This window comes from Pseudomonas sp. PDM32 (genome assembly GCF_019219225.1).
In the GTDB taxonomy this organism is placed as follows: Bacteria; Pseudomonadota; Gammaproteobacteria; order Pseudomonadales; family Pseudomonadaceae; genus Aquipseudomonas; species Aquipseudomonas laurylsulfatiphila.
The window spans coordinates 1-17745 of the sequence record NZ_JAHUWE010000023.1 but is presented as its reverse complement, the minus strand read 5'-3'; the positions used below and the strand labels follow the sequence as shown (position 1 = coordinate 17745).

The following is a 17745-nucleotide window of genomic DNA, read 5'->3' as shown; positions in this document are numbered from 1 at the left end:
CCTGTTGCAGACCGTCCCCCCCACCGTTGGCTATTCAGGGTTTACGCGCAATGATCACCTGGCTCTTGGCTACCACCGCATCCAGCGCCTGCTTGATCTGTGTACCCCGTGGCGAAGCCAGGATCGCCTGCCAGGTGTCCGCCCAGTGGTTGAGCAATGGATGGTCCGGGTTGCTGAAGTCGACCTTGGCTTCCCAGAACAGCAGCATCCACATCGACCAGTAGAATCCATACTGGCTGTGGCTGATCACTTCCAGGCCGGCATCGCTGACCATGGCCTTGAACTGCGCTTCGCTGATGATGCGGATGTGGTTGGGCTTCTGGAAGTACTCGGCCGCCGCGATGTCTTTCTGCAGGTCTTCGGAGCTGGGGTGCGGGACGCTCAGCAGATACAACGCTCCCGGTTTACCCACTCGCACCAGTTCAGCAAGGAACTGGGCCGGGTCGTCCACATGCTCGATGACCTCGGTCGACACCACCCGCGTGGCGGTCGCATCGGCAATCGGCAGCGGGTTGCAGTCGGTGACGTGACATTCGACGTCGCGGGCCGGTGTATCGCTCAGGCGCTGGCGGGTCGCTTCGACCTTGGCCGCGTCGATATCGGCGATGATGATCTTCGCTCCGCGCATCCCGCAGAAATGCACGTTGCCGCCGTCGCCACAGCCCACATCCAGCAGTGTGTCCTCGGGAGTCACGGGGAAACCGCTGAACAGTTCGCCGGTCTGCTGATTGAACCAGCCGCTGAGCATGGCATCGTGCAGGCCGAGCATATAGGGGTCGACCTTCTCCGCCAGGGGTGGGGCAGGCGCAATCTCTGGCTGCACAGGCGCGGGCGTGCCCGCCGTGAGTTTCTTCAAAAGGCTCAGCATGAGGTGGCTCCAGAGGATGAGACGGCTGTTCGGGAGGTGCCCAGGCGTATGACCAGCGAGGCGCCACGGTTGCGCATGGGTATTTCGATGTAGCGATAGTTGAGTTCGCTCAGCAGCACGATCAGGCCGCCAGCCATCAGCAACATCAGTATCGGATGGCCAGCCGGGCTGTGCAGCCCGACAGCCTGCAAACGGAAAATGAATTCCCATACCAGCAAGTAGGCCGGGATATGGATCAGGTAGATCCCGTAGGAACGGCTGCCGACCCACGTCATCAGGTGCTTGAACACGCCGCGCGGCAACAGGTAATCGCGGTTGTAGGAAGCGATCCAGACCAGCACGGCGCACAACACCGCGATCACACCGATCCGGTGATGGGTAAAGGTAAAGCGATCCGTGGCCATGTAGCTGAGCAGCAGCGACACCGTGATCAGTGCGGCAACACCCGCCCATGGACGACGCAGGAATGTTGGCTCCAAGCGCAGGTACGACGGTTGCGTACTCCACATCGCCAACAGCACGCCAAGGGCCAGCGCATCGGTGCGCACCACCATCAGGATCGGCGTGCGCAAGGTGAACAACTGCACCGCAACCAGCGCCAGCAAAGGCCATACAAGGTGTTTGCGAAACAACACGATCATCAACGGGAACAGCAGGTAGAACTGCTCTTCCAGCGACAGGCTCCAGTACACGAAACTGGTACCGTACTCGTAGCGATAGAAACTGTCGGCAAAGCGGAAATTGGCGTACTGCGCGACGCCGGCCAGGGTCGCCTGAAGGTTCGCGTGCAGGGTGCCGAAGGCGCCGGAGCGGTTGAGAAAAAGGCACGCCAGCAACATCAGCGCCAGCCACAACCAGGCTGACGGCAGCAATCGAAAGGCCCGGCGCAACCAGAAATTGCGCGTCTGTTGCCAATACTCCCGGCGCGTTGTGCAGCGGCGCATGGTCGGGATCAGGCTGCGGGCAATGACAAAGCCCGAGATCGCGAAAAACAGGTCCACGCCCCACCACGGCTGGCCGTACAGCGTGATGGCCTGCAGCAAGGGCACAGCCGCCGCGAACAGGCTGTCCTGCAAATGATGAAACAGCACGCCAAGCACCGCGATGCCGCGCAACAGCTCGATGTCCATGATCCGTTTTTCGTTGCTCATGCGCCCTCCTGGACATGAGGCTTTCGAGCAATGATCACCTGGCTCTTGGGCATGAACCGGTCCAGCATCTGCTTGATCGCCAACCCATCGGGCTGTGCCAGCAAGTCCTGCCAGGTTTTCGCCCAGCTCTCCATCAGCGGCGGGTACGGCGCCTGGATCCGGTCGCGAACCGCACCACCCAGGTCGCGCCCGGCGGCCCGTTCACTGGCCCAGAAAAAAATCATACCCATGACCCAGAAAAACCCGGTGGCCTGGCGATGTTCGATGACCAGGCCTGCGTCCTCCACCAGCGCGGCGAACCGCTCGGGGGTGAAAATCTGCACATGGTTAGGCGATTGAAAGTAGCTGGCCGGGGCGATGCCTTTCTGCAAATGCTCGCCCACCGGTGACGGTACGCTCAGCAAGTACTGCGCGCCGGGGCGGCCCATGCGCACCAGTTCGGCCATGAAGGGTTCCGGCTGGTCGATATGCTCGAGCACTTCCATACACACGACTTTGCTCGCGCAACCATCGGCCAACGGCAGCGGCAGGCTGTTGCTGACCAGACCGAGATTCGCTTTATCCGACTGCGCTTGCACTTGCAGCGCCAGGTCGCGGACCTTGTCGTGTTCACTGTCGGTGAAGATCACCGAAGCGCCTTGACGCACCGCAAACAAGGTCGCGACCCCTTCGCCACAGCCGACATCCAGCAAGGTGTCGTCGGCGGTGATGGCAAACCCTTTAAGCAGTTCGCCGCTGTCGCCCGAAAACCAGCCGTCATGCATGGCATCGTGCAAGCCCACCTCTCTTGGCGACACGCGGGATTGCTCGACCAGCAATGGCGCAGGCCAGGGCTCGGGTTTCGTCTCTGGAAAGAAACGTCTGACCAATGCGCGAATCATGCCTCAGGGGTTTCCACGGCACGGTTCTCGAACAGGTGCTCGAAAAATGCCTCAAGCCGTTGTTCGGCAGCGGCCTGGCTGCAGAATTTCTTGAGGCTGGCCACTGCGTGCACGGACATCTGTGCATAACGCTCGGGATCATCCTTGGCCACGTCATAGCTTGATTGGTAAGCCCTGCACAACGACGCCCAATTGGTGACATAGCGCAAGGTACGAAACGCCCTGCGCGGGTCATGTGGCCAGGCTGTCAGTTCATCGGTGGAGTCAATCAGGAATGCATTTTCGGCATCCAGATAATCGATCATCGCCGTGGTCCGTGGTGCCACCGCCGGTTTACCACAGGACATGAACTCCATCAGCGGAAGACATTGGCCTTCGCCGTAGGACGTGTTGACCACGTAACTCGTGGCTTGCACCAGCTGCTCATAGTCCGCGTCAGCCAGATATCCGTAAATCAGCACGACCCGGCAGCGGTAAGACTGGTTTTTGTACAAGTGGTGAAGGATGTCAGTCAGTGCTTCTTCGGCATCGTGGTGCGTCAATTTGAGCACCAGCGTTGCATCGTCCACCTCGCGAAACGTCACGCAAAAGGCACTGAGCATGTCTTCCCAATTCTTGCGCCCGTCACCGGGATTGAACACCGAGGTGTAAATCACGCCGTCGAGAACCAATTCGTGTTCACTCGGCGGGGCCTGGAAATCAATACCCACGCCTTCGCGAGTGGTCACGGGGCCGAAGGCTCGCAAGTCGAGTTCGCGGCTGTCTGCGAGCAACCCCTTGAGCGTCAACCGCACCTGACTGGCCAAGGGCTGACACTTCAAATGGGCGCCACGCTCGGAAAACCGGTCCCATACCGGGGCCGGTACCGCGATGATCGGATAGTCGGCGCCCATCGCCTCGCGCACCGCATTCACGGTGTAGCTGGAATGTGTAATCGCCGCACCCGCTGCGCGCAACACCGTGCGCCAGTCATTGAGCGGGTCACCGGCAAAGGGTTCGTTGGGGATGGTGCTGAATTCCCACGCGAACACCGGCAGCGTCGGGCAGGTGAAATTGACCGACGTACGATGAGGCGGTGAGAACGACAGGAACACGCACGCCTCGCCATGGGACAAGGCGTCCCTGTACAAGGCATCGACTTCGGTCTGCGGGTCGCTGACTTCTACCACTCGCCCCAGCCGCTCCAGCACAGGTCGGTACTCCTTGAGCACGAAGTAATAGCTGTACTCCGAACGGCCAAGGTTCCGGGCAATGGTGTGCTGGTTGGTTTCCGAATGAATGATGATCAGCATGGGGCGTTATCCGTCACGGTTGCTGTCGGCAAAGCCTGCGGTACCAGCCCGAAGAAATCCGCCATGCGTTTCTGCACCGGGGCGAAAGCGCAGTAATCGTGCATGCGCTCGACGGCGGCGCGGGACATGCGCTGATACTCCAGCGGTTGTTCCTTGGCCAGACGGTAGCTGTTTTCGTAAGCGGTTTTCAGCGCCCCCCAATCCGGTCGGTAACGCAGGGTGCGGTAAATGATGCGAGTGTCCTGCGGCCAGATGGTCAGTTCTTCGCTGGACTTGACCACAAACGCCACACGCTCATCGATGTAGTCCTCCATGGCCGTGTGATCCGGGGCAATCACCGGTTTGCCACTGGCCATGAACTCCATCAGCGGCAGGCACAACCCTTCGCAACGCGAAGCATTGACGTAGTAACTGGCGGCTTCGTACAGCCGGGCGTATTGCGGGTCGTCCAGGTAGCCGTGCATGACCACCACCCGACAGGCGAAAGGCGAAAGCTGGGCGAGCAACGTCATCAGTTCGTCGTGGTAGGAAGACAGATCACTTTGGGTAATCTTCAGCACCAGCGTCGCGTCAGACGTTTCGCGGAACGCCCAGCAGAATGCGGTAATCAATTGATGCCAGTTCTTGCGCCCGTCACGCGGGTTGAACACGGTGACGTACACCACACCGTCTACCTGTGTTTCGACCTGGGCGGTGGTGTCCGGCCACTGTCGCGGTTCTGGCTCGGGTATAGCCATCATCTGCGGGCCGGCGATGGCTGGCAACCAGTCAGCGAGACGCTCATGGGCGGTTTGCGACAACAGGTCGCGAACCCCTTCCCAATACCACTGGCTTAGAAAATGAGTGCGATGCACCGGGACTGGCAGCGATTTGCCTTTGTCCAGTCGCCACATGCGCAGGTAATGGCGAGCAATCACAAAGCGGCGCTTGAGCGTCAGCGGCGGTGGCTTCAATGCCTCAAGCCTGGCCTCGAGCGCCGCCCGTTCTTCGGCAGTCGGCACGACGGGAATCAGTGCATCGGCGCTCAGCCCGAGTGTGCGTGTATCGAAGATGCAACCCTTGATGTCCAGGGTCGAGCCGGCGCTGATCGGGGCGCTGGTGTGGCGACTACGAATGTCGGCGAAGTTTTCCCACAACGGAGTCGGCAGCACCAGCACCGGGAAATCTTTGCCCATGGCCCGACGAATCGCCCGGGCGGTATGACTGGAGAGTGTGATCACTCGGCCCTGCCGCGCCAGCATTTGCGTCCAGTCATGGCGCGGGTCGTTATCCCATTGTTCATCGGGAATCGAATCGAACTCCCAGGCCACCACACAGATCGTCGGGCACTCAAGGTCGTTCGGGGTTTTCTGCGGCGGCGTAAACGACAGGAACAGACTGTCTTCGCCAGCGGCCAGTAACTGTTTATAGAGCGGATCGACCTCGGCGGTGGAGGACACTACATGCACTCGCCCAAGGCTTTCGAGCACAGGGCGGTATGCCTTGAGCACGAAGTAGTAACTGTATTCGGGACGACCCAGGCTCTGGCTGATGGAGCTGTCGTTGATGTCCGAGTAAAGAATGAAATTCATGGCATCCCACGGTGACGCCGCCATCCCGACAGCCTCACGCTATGACGGGGAGGAAAGGGTTCGAGCCAGTATTTACCGGCACTCGTCCATCGTCTTCCTGCCCGTCTTCGTTCTTGTTTTAGTGGTCAGTTTCTCGCAGTTTCGAAGCGACGCTGCCGAACCCCAGGTAATCGTGACGAGGGGCATTCTAAACACATCCATCGAGGGTTCGTGAACCGCCCGGCGAGAATAAATCAGGCTACGCTGATGAGAACCGATCAGTCACTTTTGGACTTGTTGAAATTGCGGAGCAAATGGCACAGATTGGCTACCAAACAACTACAACAAACATTTCACCTGCCTTTCGAGCGATCATGCCGGCTCGCAAACTTTCCCCTGGTGCCTGTGGGAAATGGATGAAATGTATGACCAAGGGGTCGCTGTTTGAAAAAACGTCTGTTTGTCACGGGTCTGACCGGATTCGTAGGACAACACATCCAATCGCGCTTGCAGGCCGATGTCTCGGAATGGGAGCTGCTGCCTGTTCCCGGCCGCTACGATCTTGCCGCACCGGACAGCCTCGAAGGCTTGTGGCCGGTCATGCCCGATGCAGTGATCCACCTGGCCGGCCAGACGTTCGTCCCGGAGGCCTTTCGTGATCCGGCCGGCACTCTGAACATCAATCTGCTGGGCACCCTGAACCTGCTGCAAGCCCTCAAGGCGCGCGGGTTCACCGGTACGTTTCTGTACGTCAGCTCCGGTGATGTCTATGGCCAGGTCGCTGAAGAGCATCTGCCCATCACTGAATTGCACCCCCCCTGCCCGCGCAATCCCTATGCCGTGAGCAAACTCTCGGCTGAGTTCCTGAGCTTGCAATGGGGCCTGAGCGAAGGTTGGCCCGTGCTGGTCGCCCGCCCGTTCAACCATATCGGCAGCGGGCAGAAGGACAGCTTCGTCATCGCCAGCGCCGCCCGTCAGATCTGCCGGATCAAGCAAGGCCTGCAGGCGCCACGACTGGAGGTCGGGGACGTCGACGTCACGCGCGATTTCCTTGATGTCGCGGACGTGGTCTCGGCCTACCTGGCCTTGCTTGAAAAAGGCACACCGGGGCAGGTCTACAACATTTGCTCGGGACGCGAGCAGAGCATTCGCAGTCTGATCGAAAAATTGGCAGATCTTGCCCAGGTCGACCTGCAACTGATTCAGGACCCTGCGCGACTTCGCCGCGCGGATCAGCGTCGGGTGTGTGGCAGCCCTGACAGGCTGGCCCAGACCACCGGATGGAAGTCTGAAATCACAACACAACAATCCCTGCGGGCGATCCTGTCCGACTGGGAGAAGCGAGTACGACAAGTATGACTAAAAGTGCATTGATCACAGGTATCACCGGCCAGGATGGCGCCTATCTGGCCAAATTGCTGCTCGACAAGGGTTACAAAGTCCACGGTCTGGTCGCGCGTCGCAGCAGCGACTCGCGCTGGCGCCTGCGTGAGATGGGGATCGAGTCGGACATCGTCTACCTGGATGGCGACATGGCTGATGCCTGTTCAGTGCAGCGTGCGGTGATCAAGTCAGCGCCGGACGAGGTCTACAACCTCGCCGCGCAAAGCTTTGTCGCGGCCTCCTGGGATCAACCGGTGACCACCGGCATCGTCGACGGCCTGGGCGTTACCCACCTGCTCGAAGCGATCCGTCAGTTCAGTCCGCACACGCGCTTCTACCAGGCATCCACCAGCGAAATGTTCGGCCTGATCCAGGCCGAGCAGCAGGACGAGAACACGCCGTTCTATCCGCGCAGCCCATATGGTGTGGCCAAGCTGTATGGCCACTGGATTACCGTGAACTACCGTGAAAGCTTCGACCTGCACGCCAGCAGCGGGATTCTGTTCAACCATGAATCACCGCTGCGCGGTATCGAGTTCGTCACTCGCAAGGTCACCGACGCCGCCGCCCGGATCAAACAGGGCAAACAGCAGGAACTGCGCCTGGGCAACATCGACGCCAAGCGCGACTGGGGTTTTGCTGGCGACTACGTCGAAGCCATGTGGTTGATGCTGCAACAGGACAAACCCGACGACTTCGTGGTGGCCACCGGCGTGACCACCACCGTGCGCGAGATGTGTCGGATCGCCTTCGATCATGTAGGCCTGAACTACCGCGACTACGTGAAGATCGACCCCGCGTTCTTCCGCCCGGCCGAAGTCGAAGTACTGCTCGGCAACCCTGCCAAGGCCCAGCGTGTACTGGGCTGGAAACCAAAAACCGACCTGGATGCCTTGATCCGCATGATGATGGATGCGGACATGAAACGCGTCGCCAAGGAGTAGGCCATGCTGATTCCCGTGATTCTCTCCGGCGGTGCCGGGACAAGGTTGTGGCCGGTGTCGCGTGAAGGCCATCCCAAACCGTTCATGGCCTTGCCTGACGGCCAGTCGCTGCTGGGCAAGACCTATCGGCGTGCCGCCGACCTGCTCGACGGCTGGGGCGATATCGTCACGGTGACTAACCGCGAATACTACTTCCAGAGCAAGGATCACTTTCGGGACGCGCACCTTGGCCGTCATCGAGGGCACTTCCTGCTGGAGCCGACGGGACGCAATACGGCGCCGGCGATTGCCGCCGCTGCCCTCTCCCTCCAGGCCCTGCATGGCGACGACGCGATCATGCTGGTCATGCCGGCCGACCATCTGATCGTCAATGTCGACGCGTTGAAGGACGCAGTCGAGCATGCCGTGACGCTGGCCAGTCGCGGTCACTTGGTGACCTTCGGTGTGGTGCCGAGCGCTCCGGAAACCGGTTTTGGCTACATCGAGGCCGGCACGCCACTGGACGACAAAGGCGCTGCCAGCGTGCGGCGCTTCGTCGAGAAGCCCGACCTGCAAACCGCGACGCATTACGTGGAAAGCGGCAACTTCCTGTGGAACTCCGGAATGTTCTGCTTCTCGGTCGCCACCCTGCTGGCCGAACTGCAAACCCACGCTCCCGATTTGCTGGAGCAGACGCAAACCTGCATGGCCGCCAGCGCTGCGGTGGAAAACGCCGGGAGCGTGCAACAGGAACTGTCGCCGGCGCTGTTTGGCGAAATCATGGACATTTCCATCGACTACGCGTTGATGGAGCGCTCCGACAGAGTGGTAGTCGTGCCCGCCCGTTTCGACTGGAGCGATATCGGCTCCTGGGGCGCGGTGGCCGCGCTGGTACCGGCGGACGCACAGAACAACCGCGCCGTCGGCGAGGCGATTTTCATCGACAGCCACAACAACTTTGTCCAGAGCGACAACCGCCTGGTAGCGACCGTGGGCGTGGATGACCTGATCATCGTCGACACCGCCGACGCGGTGCTGGTGGCCCACGCCGACCGCGCCCAGGATGTGCGCCGGGTGGCCAGGCAACTCAAGGACAAAGAGCACGAGGCCTATCGCCTGCACCGTACGGTCAGCCGGCCATGGGGCACCTACACCGTGCTCGAGGAAGGCCCACGCTTCAAGATCAAACGCATCGTGGTCAAGCCCGGCGCCAAGTTGTCCTTGCAGATGCACCACCATCGCAATGAGCACTGGGTGGTGGTCGAAGGCATGGCCAAGGTCACCAACAACGGCACCGGCACGCACCTGGTGGCCAAGAACGAATCGACCTTCATTGCCGCCGGTCACAAGCATCGCCTGGAGAATCCCGGTGTGATCGACCTTGTGATCATCGAAGTGCAAAGCGGCGAATACCTGGGAGAGGACGACATCGTCCGCTTCGAAGACCAATATGGCAGGACGGTTTGAATGCTGCTTTCTTTGTACCGCTCGTTGTGGAGCTACCGGGGCTTCATCCTCGGTAGCGTCAAGCGAGAGTTCCAGGCGCGTTATCGCAATTCACTGTTCGGTGCCTTGTGGACCGTGCTCAACCCGCTGTCGATGATCATCGTCTACACCGTGATCTTTTCCCACATCATGCGCGCCCGTTTGCCAGGGGTGGATGACGGATTGGCTTACAGCGTCTACCTCTGTGCCGGACTGCTGACGTGGGGTTTGTTCGCCGAAATCACCGTCCGCAGTCAGAACATGTTTCTGGACAACGCCAACCTGCTGAAAAAAATCAGCTTTCCGCGGATCTGCCTGCCGGTCATCGTGCTGTTCAACGCCGGCATCAACTTCGCGATCATCATCGGCCTGTTCCTGGGCTTTCTGTTGCTCACCGGGCGACTGCCGGGCATGGCGCTGCTGGCGCTCATTCCTCTGCTCGCGTTACAGGTGATGTTTTGTGCCGGGTTGGGGATGATTCTTGGCGTACTGAATGTGTTCTTTCGTGATGTTGGGCAATTTTTCGCCATTTGCCTGCAATTCTGGTTCTGGCTGACGCCGATCGTGTACCCGATGAGCATTCTGCCCGACTGGGTGCAGAGCCTGCTGCAACTCAACCCCCTGACCAACCTGATGTCCAGCTACCAGAACCTGTTTCTTTACGGTCAATGGCCCGTCTGGAGTTCGCTGCTGCCGATCATGGTCGCCAGTGTCTTGTTCTTCGTCATCGGACTGCGCCTGTTTCGACAGCGGGTCGGCGAAATGGTGGATGAACTCTGATGGGACACATACGCGTCACCGGCCTGGGCAAGGCCTATAAACAGTACCCTACCCGCTGGAGTCGACTGGCCGAGTGGCTGATCCCGTTTTCGCCGATCCGTCATCGCCAGCATTGGGTGCTGCAAGACGTGACCTTCCAGATTGCTCCCGGAGAATCGGTGGGCATCGTCGGGGTCAACGGCGCCGGCAAAAGCACCTTGTTGAAGATGATCACCGGCACCACCCAACCCACCTGCGGCACCATTGAGCTCGAAGGCCGCGTCGCCGCCCTGCTGGAATTGGGTATGGGTTTTCATGCGGACTTTACCGGCCGGCAGAATGCGGTCATGGCAGGGCAATTGCTGGGCATGCAGGTCGAAGAAATAGAAGCGTTGATGCCGGAAATCGAACATTTCGCGGAAATAGGCGACGCCATCGACCACCCGGTGCGTACCTATTCCAGCGGCATGCAAATGCGTCTGGCGTTCAGCGTGGCCACTGCGCGACGCCCGGACATTTTGATCGTCGACGAAGCTCTGTCGGTGGGTGACGCCTACTTTCAGCACAAAAGCTTCGACCGCATCCGCAGCTTTCGCAAAGCCGGCACCACGCTGTTGATCGTCTCCCATGACCGCTCGGCGATTCAGTCGATCTGCGACTCGGCGATCCTCCTGGAAAACGGCCACATGGCCATGCACGACACCCCCGAAGCCGTCATGGATTACTACAACGCCCTGCTCGCCGAGCGAGAAGGACAGACCGTGCGCCAGGAAATGCTCTCTGGCGGTCAGGTGAGTACCATTTCGGGAACGGGTGAGGCCAGGATTCTGAACGTGCGTCTGCTCGACAAACATGAGCGGTCCATCGACGCCGCCGAAGTCGGCCAGCCGGTGGTGCTGGAGGTGAATGTCGAAGTTCGCCAGGACATCGAGCGGCTGGTGCTGGGCTTCATGATCAAGGATCGCCTGGGTCAGGCCATGTACGGCATCAACACCCATCGCCAGGATCAGGCGCTGACCGATCTGCAGGCTGGCGAGCGCGTGACCTACCGCTTTGCTTTCGTCATGGGGCTGGGCAAGGGTAACTATTCCGTGGCGTTGAGCTTGTCGCGCCTGGACTCGCACCTGGACCGCAACTTCGAATGGCGCGATTACGGGTTGGTGTTCCATGTGATCAACAACCGCCAGGAAGATTTTGTCGGCTGCTCTTGGCTGGCCGCGAAGACCACCGTCACGCGCTCGAGCGCGCCGGTCACCTCGGGGAGTACGCCATGACCCGTCTTTTGGTGGAATGCACTCACGTATTCCAACACCCCAAGGTCAATTCGGGCATTCAGCGGGTGGTGCGCAACGTCGTCAATCAGCTACCGGAGTCTGTCGACGGCGTTGAATGCATCCCGGTTGTGTTGCTTAAAGGCAAACTCTATCGGGTACTGAAACTCGGCGCGCTGAACATTCCGTTTTTCGATGCCTTGATGATCTTTGGCGGACGACTTGAGCGCTTGGCTCACCGTTTCTGGCAACTGCATCAGCGCCTGCACAACCGAAGCAATTCTCGGGTGATCAAGCACCTGCTGCACGTGGTCTACCGGGTGACAGCGGTTACCTGTTTCGGCCTTCCACTACGTGTGATCGAAATCATCAATCAGTATCAACTGCCCAAACGTTGCTCGCCGCTGCAACACCAGCTGGGAGATCAACTGGTGTTGCTGGATTCGTCCTGGCACACCGACTTTTTCCCGTTTGCCGAACAGCTCAAACGTGAAGGCGTGGGCATTGTTTCAGTGATCTACGATTTGATTCCCCTGACTCACCCGCAGTTCTACGACACACGGCTGGTGCAGGTATTCAACGAGTGGTTCGACTGGATCACTCAAACCGCCGATGGCTACGTGGCCATTTCCGCCACTGTGCGTGACCAGGTGCGTGATGAGATTCAGCGCCGCCTGGGCTCTGCCAAGTCCACCGGGTTGTGGTTCGACTATTTCCACCTGGGCTCCGAACTCGATCTGAGTGAAGTCAGCGACGCCGTGGAACCGCGTCTTGCGCGGCTGTTCGCGACGCCGGAACCGGTATTTTTGATGGTCAGTACCATCGAACCGCGCAAGAACCACGACTACCTGCTGGACGCCTTCGAACGGGCCTGGGCGGCAGGTTCCAATGTCCGGCTGTGCATTGCCGGGCGAGTCGGCTGGAAATGCGATGCACTGCTGGCGCGGATACGTAGTCACCCGCAACTGAACCAACGACTGTTCATGTTCAATGACCTGAGCGACACCAGCCTCGAGCATGCCTACCACCATGCCAGCTCACTGGTGTTTCCGTCTTTTGTGGAAGGCTTCGGCCTGCCGTTGGTAGAGGCCATGCAACGTGGACTGCCGGCCATGGGCAGCGACATTGCGGTCTTTCGAGAAATAGGCGGCGAGTTCATGGCGTACTTCGATCTGGCCGAGCCCCAAAGCCTGGCTGATCTGGTCATTGGTTTCGAGAACAGTGGTCAATTCCCGGCCACTCGCGATGTCGCGGACTGGCGCTGGATCGGCTGGCGTGAGGCCAGTGCGCAACTGGCTGAACGCACCCTGCGCAATCTTGTAGACGTGCCGCTCATGGAAGAGAGGCAACATGCGAATTGCCCTTAACGCGCGGATTCTCCAGGCGCCACGTACCGGCATCGGCCACTACGTCGCCGAACTGGCGAACGCCCTGGCGGGTGAACCGGATATTGAACTGGCGCTGTTTCATGGCTGGGGCTGGAGTACTGTGCTGCCTGAAGCGGCCATGCCCGGTTATTCCCGACTGACACCATTGCTGCGGCAGATTCCGGGCGCCTATCAGGCCCGACGGTGGCTGGAGCAGAAACGCTTCGATCAAGGTCGCACGCAAGCCATCGACCTCTACCACGAGCCGAGCCTGTGGCCGCTGTCGTTCAACGGCCCGACCATCATCACGCTGCATGACCTCACCCACCTGCACTATCCCGACACCCAACCACCGGCCCGTCTGCGCGAAATCGAGCGACGACTGGCCGACGGCGTACAACGGGCGCGGCTGATTCTGACAGACTCGCAGCACATCGCCGATGAAGCGCAGGCCTGGTTCGCCCTGCCGGCCGAGCGCTTCGTGGTGGCACCGCTGGGTGTGGCCGCACGATTCCACCCGCGTGAACCCGAGTCCATCGATCGCGTCCTCAAGACCCACGGCGTCGAGGCGCGGGAGTATTTTCTCTGCGTCGGCACCCTGGAGCCGCGCAAGAACCTGACCCAGGCCCTGCGCGCCCATGCCCGACTACCGGAAACCGTGCGCCAGCGTTTTCCCTTGCTGATCGCCGGTATGGCCGGCTGGCAGCGTCAGCAGTTCAACGACGAGTTGAGTTCGGCCCTCGCCTCAGGTCACGTGTGCCTGCTGGGTTACCTGCCCGACGAGGATCTGGCGCAATTGCTGGCCGGCGCCCGGGCGCTGGTCTTCCCTTCGTTGTACGAGGGATTCGGCCTGCCGGTGCTGGAGGCCATGGCCAGTGGCACCCCGGTGATTCTGTCGAGCATATCGGCGATGCCGGAGGTGGCTGGCGAGGCCGGCAACTACATCGAGGCGCACGACCCTGACACCTTGCGCGATGCCATGCTGCGGTTGATCGACGACCCGGCACACTGGCAGGCCTGTCGCGAGACGGGTTTGCAGCGGGCGAAGCTTTTTTCCTGGGAGCGTTGTGCGACGGTGACCGCCCGCGCCTACCGCCAGGCTATGGAGAACTGATATGCGCATTCTGCACTTTTACAAAACCTATTTGCCCGACTCCATGGGCGGCATCGCGCAAGTCATTTTCCAGATGAGCGAAATTGGCGTGCGCCATGGTGTCGACAGCACGGTACTGACCCTGAGCAACAACCCGGCGCCGGGCGTGTTGCAGATCCGCGAGCACCAGGTGCATCAGGCCAGGATGGCTTTTCAATTCGCCTCCACCGGTTTTTCCTACAGCGTGTTCAAGCAGTTTCGTGAGCTCGCGGCTGAGGCCGACGTGGTCAACTACCACTTCCCCTGGCCTTTCATGGACCTGGTGCATTTTGCAAGCGCCACCAAAAAGCCCAGCGTGGTGAGTTACCACTCCGACATCATTCGCCAGCGTTATTTGCTCAAGCTGTACCGTCCGTTGATGCGTCGGTTCCTGGACAGCGCGGATCGAATCACCGTGGCGTCCCCCAACTACTTTCACACCAGCGACGTGCTCAAGGACTACCGGGACAAGACCCGGGTCATCACCTACGGCCTGGACAAGTCGGGTTATCCGAAGCATGACGCGGCACGGACCGATCGTTGGCGCCAGAAGCTGGGAGACAAGTTCTTCCTGTTCGTCGGTGTCATGCGCTACTACAAGGGGTTGCACATCCTGCTCGAAGCGATGCGGGGGCTGAACTATCCCGTGGTGATCGTCGGTGCCGGCCCGCTGGAAGCAGAGCTGCATGCCCAGGCCAGGACACTGGGGCTGCAGAACCTGCACTTTCTAGGCTTCCTCGGTGATGAAGACAAGGTTGCCTTGCTCGAGTTGAGTTATGCGGTGGTGTTTCCGTCGCACCTGCGTTCCGAAGCCTTCGGCATTTCACTGCTTGAAGGCGCGATGTATGGCAAACCGATGATCTCCAGTGAGATTGGCACGGGCACCAGTTACATCAACATCCATAACGAAACCGGACTGGTGGTGCCGCCCAGTGATCCACTGGCGTTTCGTCAGGCGATGCGCACGCTTTGGGAAAACCCGGTGCTGGCGGCACAAATGGGCGAGAAGGCGCAGGCCCGCTATCAGAATCTGTTTACGGCGGACGAAATGGGTCGCAAATGGGCGGCGTTGTATGAGGAACTGCTGGAAGAAAAAAAACTCGCCTACGCATGAGGCTTTTTTGCAGGATCCGACTTGCTTCGGCTGCGGCGTGCCAATAGCGTTACGAACTCGTGATTGTAGATTTTCCATGGCTTGCGCACGGCGCTTGCAAGCCATGGACTTTCCCCATCGCCCCCTGACTTGCAGATAAACGTCTATGCAATGCCTGCGCAATGACCGTCTGGACTGGAACCTGCTGCGCACCTTTTGGCTGATTGGCCAGGAGCTGAGCATGCAGCGGACGTCGACGCCGGATTACTCTGGCGCCTGCCGCCCCACGAAGGGATTGCCGATGTCGACATTCATTTGCTGTGGAATCGCGAACAGAAGATGAGCCAGGCCGAAACGGTGTTCCTGGAGAGCTTCCAGCACATGCTCAGCATTCGCGAGCCTGTGCTGTGAAGCCCTGACGGTTCAGACGTGAGGATCGCCCGGCGCCTTGCCCGGCGCTGCGTATTGCGGCTTCAGGTGCCCGTCCTGATCGAGTAGCCAGGCGTCCATGATCTGTCGTACGACCGGTCCGGCGACGCGGCCACCTGCCTCACCGTTTTCGATCATCACCGAAATCACGATCTTCGGGTGCTCGGCCGGGGCGAAACCGACGAACAAGGCATTGTCGCGGTTACGCTCACGGGTTTTCTCGCGGTTGTAACGTTCGCCCTGCTTGATCGCCACCACTTGCGCGGTACCACTCTTGCCGGCAATACGGTACTGCGCGCCCGCGGCGGCGGCCCGGGCAATACCGCGGGCATCGTGCATCACCATCTGCATGCCATGGTTGACCTGCTCCCAGTCGCGTGGGTCCTTGAGCAGAATATTGGGCATTGGATGCTCATCCACCGGCGCGACGCCGTCCACGGTTTTGGCCAGATGCGGGCGATTCCACACGCCCTTGTTGGCAATCAGCGCCGTGGCCTGGGCCAATTGCAGCGGCGTGACTTGCATGTAGCCCTGGCCGATACCGAGAATCACCGTCTCGCCCGGAAACCAGGCCTGCCGACGCGTGGCGCGCTTCCATGCCTGGGATGGCATCAGGCCGGGGGATTCTTCGTTCATGTCCAGGGAGACTTTCTCACCCAGTCCGAACATCGCCATGTAGTCGTGCAGGCGATCGATCCCCAGCTTGTGTGCGAGGTCATAGAAATAGGTGTCGTTGGAACGCATGATCGCTGCATCCATATCCACCCAGCCATCGCCACTGTGGTTCCAGTTGCGGTACTTGTGATCAAAATCCGGCAGTTGGTAATAACCGGGGTCGAACACACGGGTCTGTGGCGTGACGACACCTGCGTCGAGTCCGGCGATTGCCATTTCCGGCTTGATGGTCGAACCCGGCGCGTACAGGCCGCGCAGCACACGGTTGAACAGCGGGCGGTCGACAGAGTCGCGTAGCGTGGAGTACTCCCTGGAACTGATGCCGGTGACGAACAGGTTAGGATCGAAACTCGGGTTGCTGACCATGGCCAACACTTCACCGGTCGACGGATCGAGCGCAACCACCGAGCCGCGACGATCGCCCAGGGCTTGTTCGGCGGCTCCCTGCAGCTTGACGTCGAGGCTCAGGACAATGTTTTCACCCGGCACCGGATCCGTATGCTTGAGCACTCGCAGCACGCGGCCCTGGGCATTGGTTTCGACTTCCTCATAACCGACATGGCCGTGCAATTGCGCCTCATAGAATTTTTCGATGCCGGTCTTGCCAATGGATTGGGTGCCTCGGTACTCGACCGTATCCAGAGCCTTTGACTCTTTCTCGTTGATGCGTCCGACGTAGCCGACCGAATGCGCGAAGTGCGCGCCCAACGGATAGTGCCGAACGAACTGCGGCTCGACATCGATGCCCGGCAAGCGGAACTCGTTGACGGCGAGTACGGCGATCTGTTCTTCGCTCAGTTCATAGAACAGCGTCACCGGTACGAAGGGGTGACGTGCCTGCTTCATCACCTTGTCGAATTGCGAGCGGTCTTCAGCGGACAAGTGCAGGAGATTGACGACCTCGTCCAGCTCTTCGTTGACATTGGAAGCACGTTCGCGGGTGATGGTCAGGTTGAAGCTGGGGCGGTTGTCCGCAAGGAGTACGCCGTTGCGGTCATAGATCAATCCACGGGTAGGCGTAATCGGCAGGACATGTACGCGATTGTTTTCGGAGATGGTCGAGTGATAGTCGAACTCGACGACCTGCAGGACATACAGGCGTACCACCAGAGCACAGGTAATGGCGGCAACGAACAAGGCGCAGGCCATGAGTCTCTTGTTGACCAGGCGTGTTTCTTTTTCGTGGTCCTTGATCGGTATCGGTTCAGGCACTTGTGCAGCAACTCTTTGAAAAGAATGCCGATCCGTGGGCGCAGACTCAGTCCATTAAAAATGAGCTGCACCTTACCAAACCCGGGAAGTCAGGTTTGTGTGATTTTTTTTACAATTGACCTTGAATGGGCCTCCCCTGTTTTTCGCGCGCAAAAACAAAACCCCAACTGCTTTCGCAATTGGGGTTTCGGAATTTAATCTTGACGATGACCTACTCTCACATGGGGAAACCCCACACTACCATCGGCGATGCATCGTTTCACTTCTGAGTTCG

General features: G+C 59.8%; 14 protein-coding genes and 1 pseudogene. 9 read left to right on the top strand and 6 right to left on the bottom strand.

The features are described 5' to 3' along the window. Positions 1-34: 34 nt before the first annotated feature. Genes KW846_RS29305 through KW846_RS29285 form a run of 5 tightly spaced genes read right to left on the bottom strand, consistent with a single transcriptional unit; the run spans position 35 to position 5763 of the window. Entirely contained in the window at positions 35-868 is an 834-nt protein-coding gene (locus KW846_RS29305; protein WP_218486418.1) for a class I SAM-dependent methyltransferase, read from the bottom strand. Further along, a complete protein-coding gene (locus KW846_RS29300; protein ID WP_218486417.1) occupies positions 862-2019 on the bottom strand; it encodes an acyltransferase in 1158 nt (385 codons plus the stop codon). Before KW846_RS29300 ends, KW846_RS29305 begins: the two co-directional genes overlap by 7 nt. Beyond that, positions 2016-2900, bottom strand: coding sequence for a bifunctional 2-polyprenyl-6-hydroxyphenol methylase/3-demethylubiquinol 3-O-methyltransferase UbiG (locus KW846_RS29295; RefSeq protein WP_218486416.1), 885 nt, complete (start codon positions 2898-2900; stop codon positions 2016-2018). The genes KW846_RS29300 and KW846_RS29295 overlap by 4 nt, the downstream gene beginning before the upstream one ends. Then, entirely contained in the window at positions 2897-4192 is a 1296-nt protein-coding gene (locus KW846_RS29290) for a glycosyltransferase (RefSeq protein WP_218486415.1), read from the bottom strand. The genes KW846_RS29295 and KW846_RS29290 overlap by 4 nt, the downstream gene beginning before the upstream one ends. Then, positions 4186-5763 (bottom strand): glycosyltransferase, encoded by a 1578-nt coding sequence (locus tag KW846_RS29285; protein ID WP_256356911.1) that lies wholly within the window; start codon positions 5761-5763, stop codon positions 4186-4188. The genes KW846_RS29290 and KW846_RS29285 overlap by 7 nt, the downstream gene beginning before the upstream one ends. A gap of 423 nt (positions 5764-6186) precedes the next feature. Between KW846_RS29285 and KW846_RS29280 the strand changes: the two genes are divergently transcribed. The 9 genes and pseudogenes from KW846_RS29280 to KW846_RS29240 form a co-directional block, all read left to right on the top strand. Further along, complete coding sequence (locus KW846_RS29280; RefSeq protein WP_218486413.1) at positions 6187-7101, top strand: GDP-mannose 4,6-dehydratase; 915 nt, start codon at positions 6187-6189, stop codon at positions 7099-7101. Then, positions 7098-8069, top strand: coding sequence for a GDP-mannose 4,6-dehydratase (gmd, locus tag KW846_RS29275; protein WP_218486412.1), 972 nt, complete (start codon positions 7098-7100; stop codon positions 8067-8069). The genes KW846_RS29280 and gmd overlap by 4 nt, the downstream gene beginning before the upstream one ends. Before the next feature lie 3 nt (positions 8070-8072). Continuing rightward, positions 8073-9515 carry a mannose-1-phosphate guanylyltransferase/mannose-6-phosphate isomerase gene (locus KW846_RS29270; protein WP_218486411.1) on the top strand — a complete coding sequence of 481 codons (1443 nt, stop codon included), beginning with the start codon at positions 8073-8075 and terminating at the stop codon, positions 9513-9515. Continuing rightward, on the top strand, positions 9516-10313 hold the full coding sequence (locus KW846_RS29265) for an ABC transporter permease (protein ID WP_218486410.1): 798 nt from the start codon (positions 9516-9518) through the stop codon (positions 10311-10313). After that, on the top strand, positions 10313-11566 hold the full coding sequence (locus tag KW846_RS29260) for an ABC transporter ATP-binding protein (protein WP_218486409.1): 1254 nt from the start codon (positions 10313-10315) through the stop codon (positions 11564-11566). Before KW846_RS29265 ends, KW846_RS29260 begins: the two co-directional genes overlap by 1 nt. Further along, positions 11563-12930 (top strand): glycosyltransferase family 1 protein, encoded by a 1368-nt coding sequence (locus KW846_RS29255; protein WP_218486408.1) that lies wholly within the window; start codon positions 11563-11565, stop codon positions 12928-12930. Before KW846_RS29260 ends, KW846_RS29255 begins: the two co-directional genes overlap by 4 nt. Then, positions 12914-14044 carry a glycosyltransferase family 1 protein gene (locus KW846_RS29250; RefSeq protein ID WP_218486407.1) on the top strand — a complete coding sequence of 377 codons (1131 nt, stop codon included), beginning with the start codon at positions 12914-12916 and terminating at the stop codon, positions 14042-14044. Before KW846_RS29255 ends, KW846_RS29250 begins: the two co-directional genes overlap by 17 nt. A gap of 1 nt (position 14045) precedes the next feature. Next, positions 14046-15176 (top strand): glycosyltransferase family 4 protein, encoded by a 1131-nt coding sequence (locus KW846_RS29245; protein ID WP_218486406.1) that lies wholly within the window; start codon positions 14046-14048, stop codon positions 15174-15176. A 222-nt stretch (positions 15177-15398) separates the two neighbouring features. Next, positions 15399-15566, top strand: a pseudogene (locus KW846_RS29240) (LysR family transcriptional regulator); the annotation flags it as partial. 12 nt (positions 15567-15578) lie between these two features. On the opposite strand, the gene mrdA reads toward KW846_RS29240, so the two are convergent. After that, positions 15579-17471 (bottom strand): penicillin-binding protein 2, encoded by a 1893-nt coding sequence (gene mrdA / locus KW846_RS29235; protein ID WP_218486405.1) that lies wholly within the window; start codon positions 17469-17471, stop codon positions 15579-15581. Positions 17472-17745 lie beyond the last annotated feature (274 nt).

Excerpts from the sequence above, each read along its gene's own strand:
- KW846_RS29250 (WP_218486407.1), top strand. The coding sequence starts at position 12,914 with ATGCGAATTGCCCTTAACGCGCGGATTCTCCAGGCGCCACGTACCGGC.
- KW846_RS29245 (WP_218486406.1), top strand. The coding sequence starts at position 14,046 with ATGCGCATTCTGCACTTTTACAAAACCTATTTGCCCGACTCCATGGGC.
- KW846_RS29265 (WP_218486410.1), top strand. The coding sequence starts at position 9,516 with ATGCTGCTTTCTTTGTACCGCTCGTTGTGGAGCTACCGGGGCTTCATC.
- KW846_RS29270 (WP_218486411.1), top strand. The coding sequence starts at position 8,073 with ATGCTGATTCCCGTGATTCTCTCCGGCGGTGCCGGGACAAGGTTGTGG.
- KW846_RS29260 (WP_218486409.1), top strand. The coding sequence starts at position 10,313 with ATGGGACACATACGCGTCACCGGCCTGGGCAAGGCCTATAAACAGTAC.
- KW846_RS29290 (WP_218486415.1), bottom strand. The coding sequence starts at position 4,192 with ATGCTGATCATCATTCATTCGGAAACCAACCAGCACACCATTGCCCGG.
- KW846_RS29300 (WP_218486417.1), bottom strand. The coding sequence starts at position 2,019 with ATGAGCAACGAAAAACGGATCATGGACATCGAGCTGTTGCGCGGCATC.
- gmd (WP_218486412.1), top strand. The coding sequence starts at position 7,098 with ATGACTAAAAGTGCATTGATCACAGGTATCACCGGCCAGGATGGCGCC.
- KW846_RS29305 (WP_218486418.1), bottom strand. The coding sequence starts at position 868 with ATGCTGAGCCTTTTGAAGAAACTCACGGCGGGCACGCCCGCGCCTGTG.
- KW846_RS29295 (WP_218486416.1), bottom strand. The coding sequence starts at position 2,900 with ATGATTCGCGCATTGGTCAGACGTTTCTTTCCAGAGACGAAACCCGAG.
- KW846_RS29255 (WP_218486408.1), top strand. The coding sequence starts at position 11,563 with ATGACCCGTCTTTTGGTGGAATGCACTCACGTATTCCAACACCCCAAG.
- KW846_RS29285 (WP_256356911.1), bottom strand. The coding sequence starts at position 5,763 with ATGAATTTCATTCTTTACTCGGACATCAACGACAGCTCCATCAGCCAG.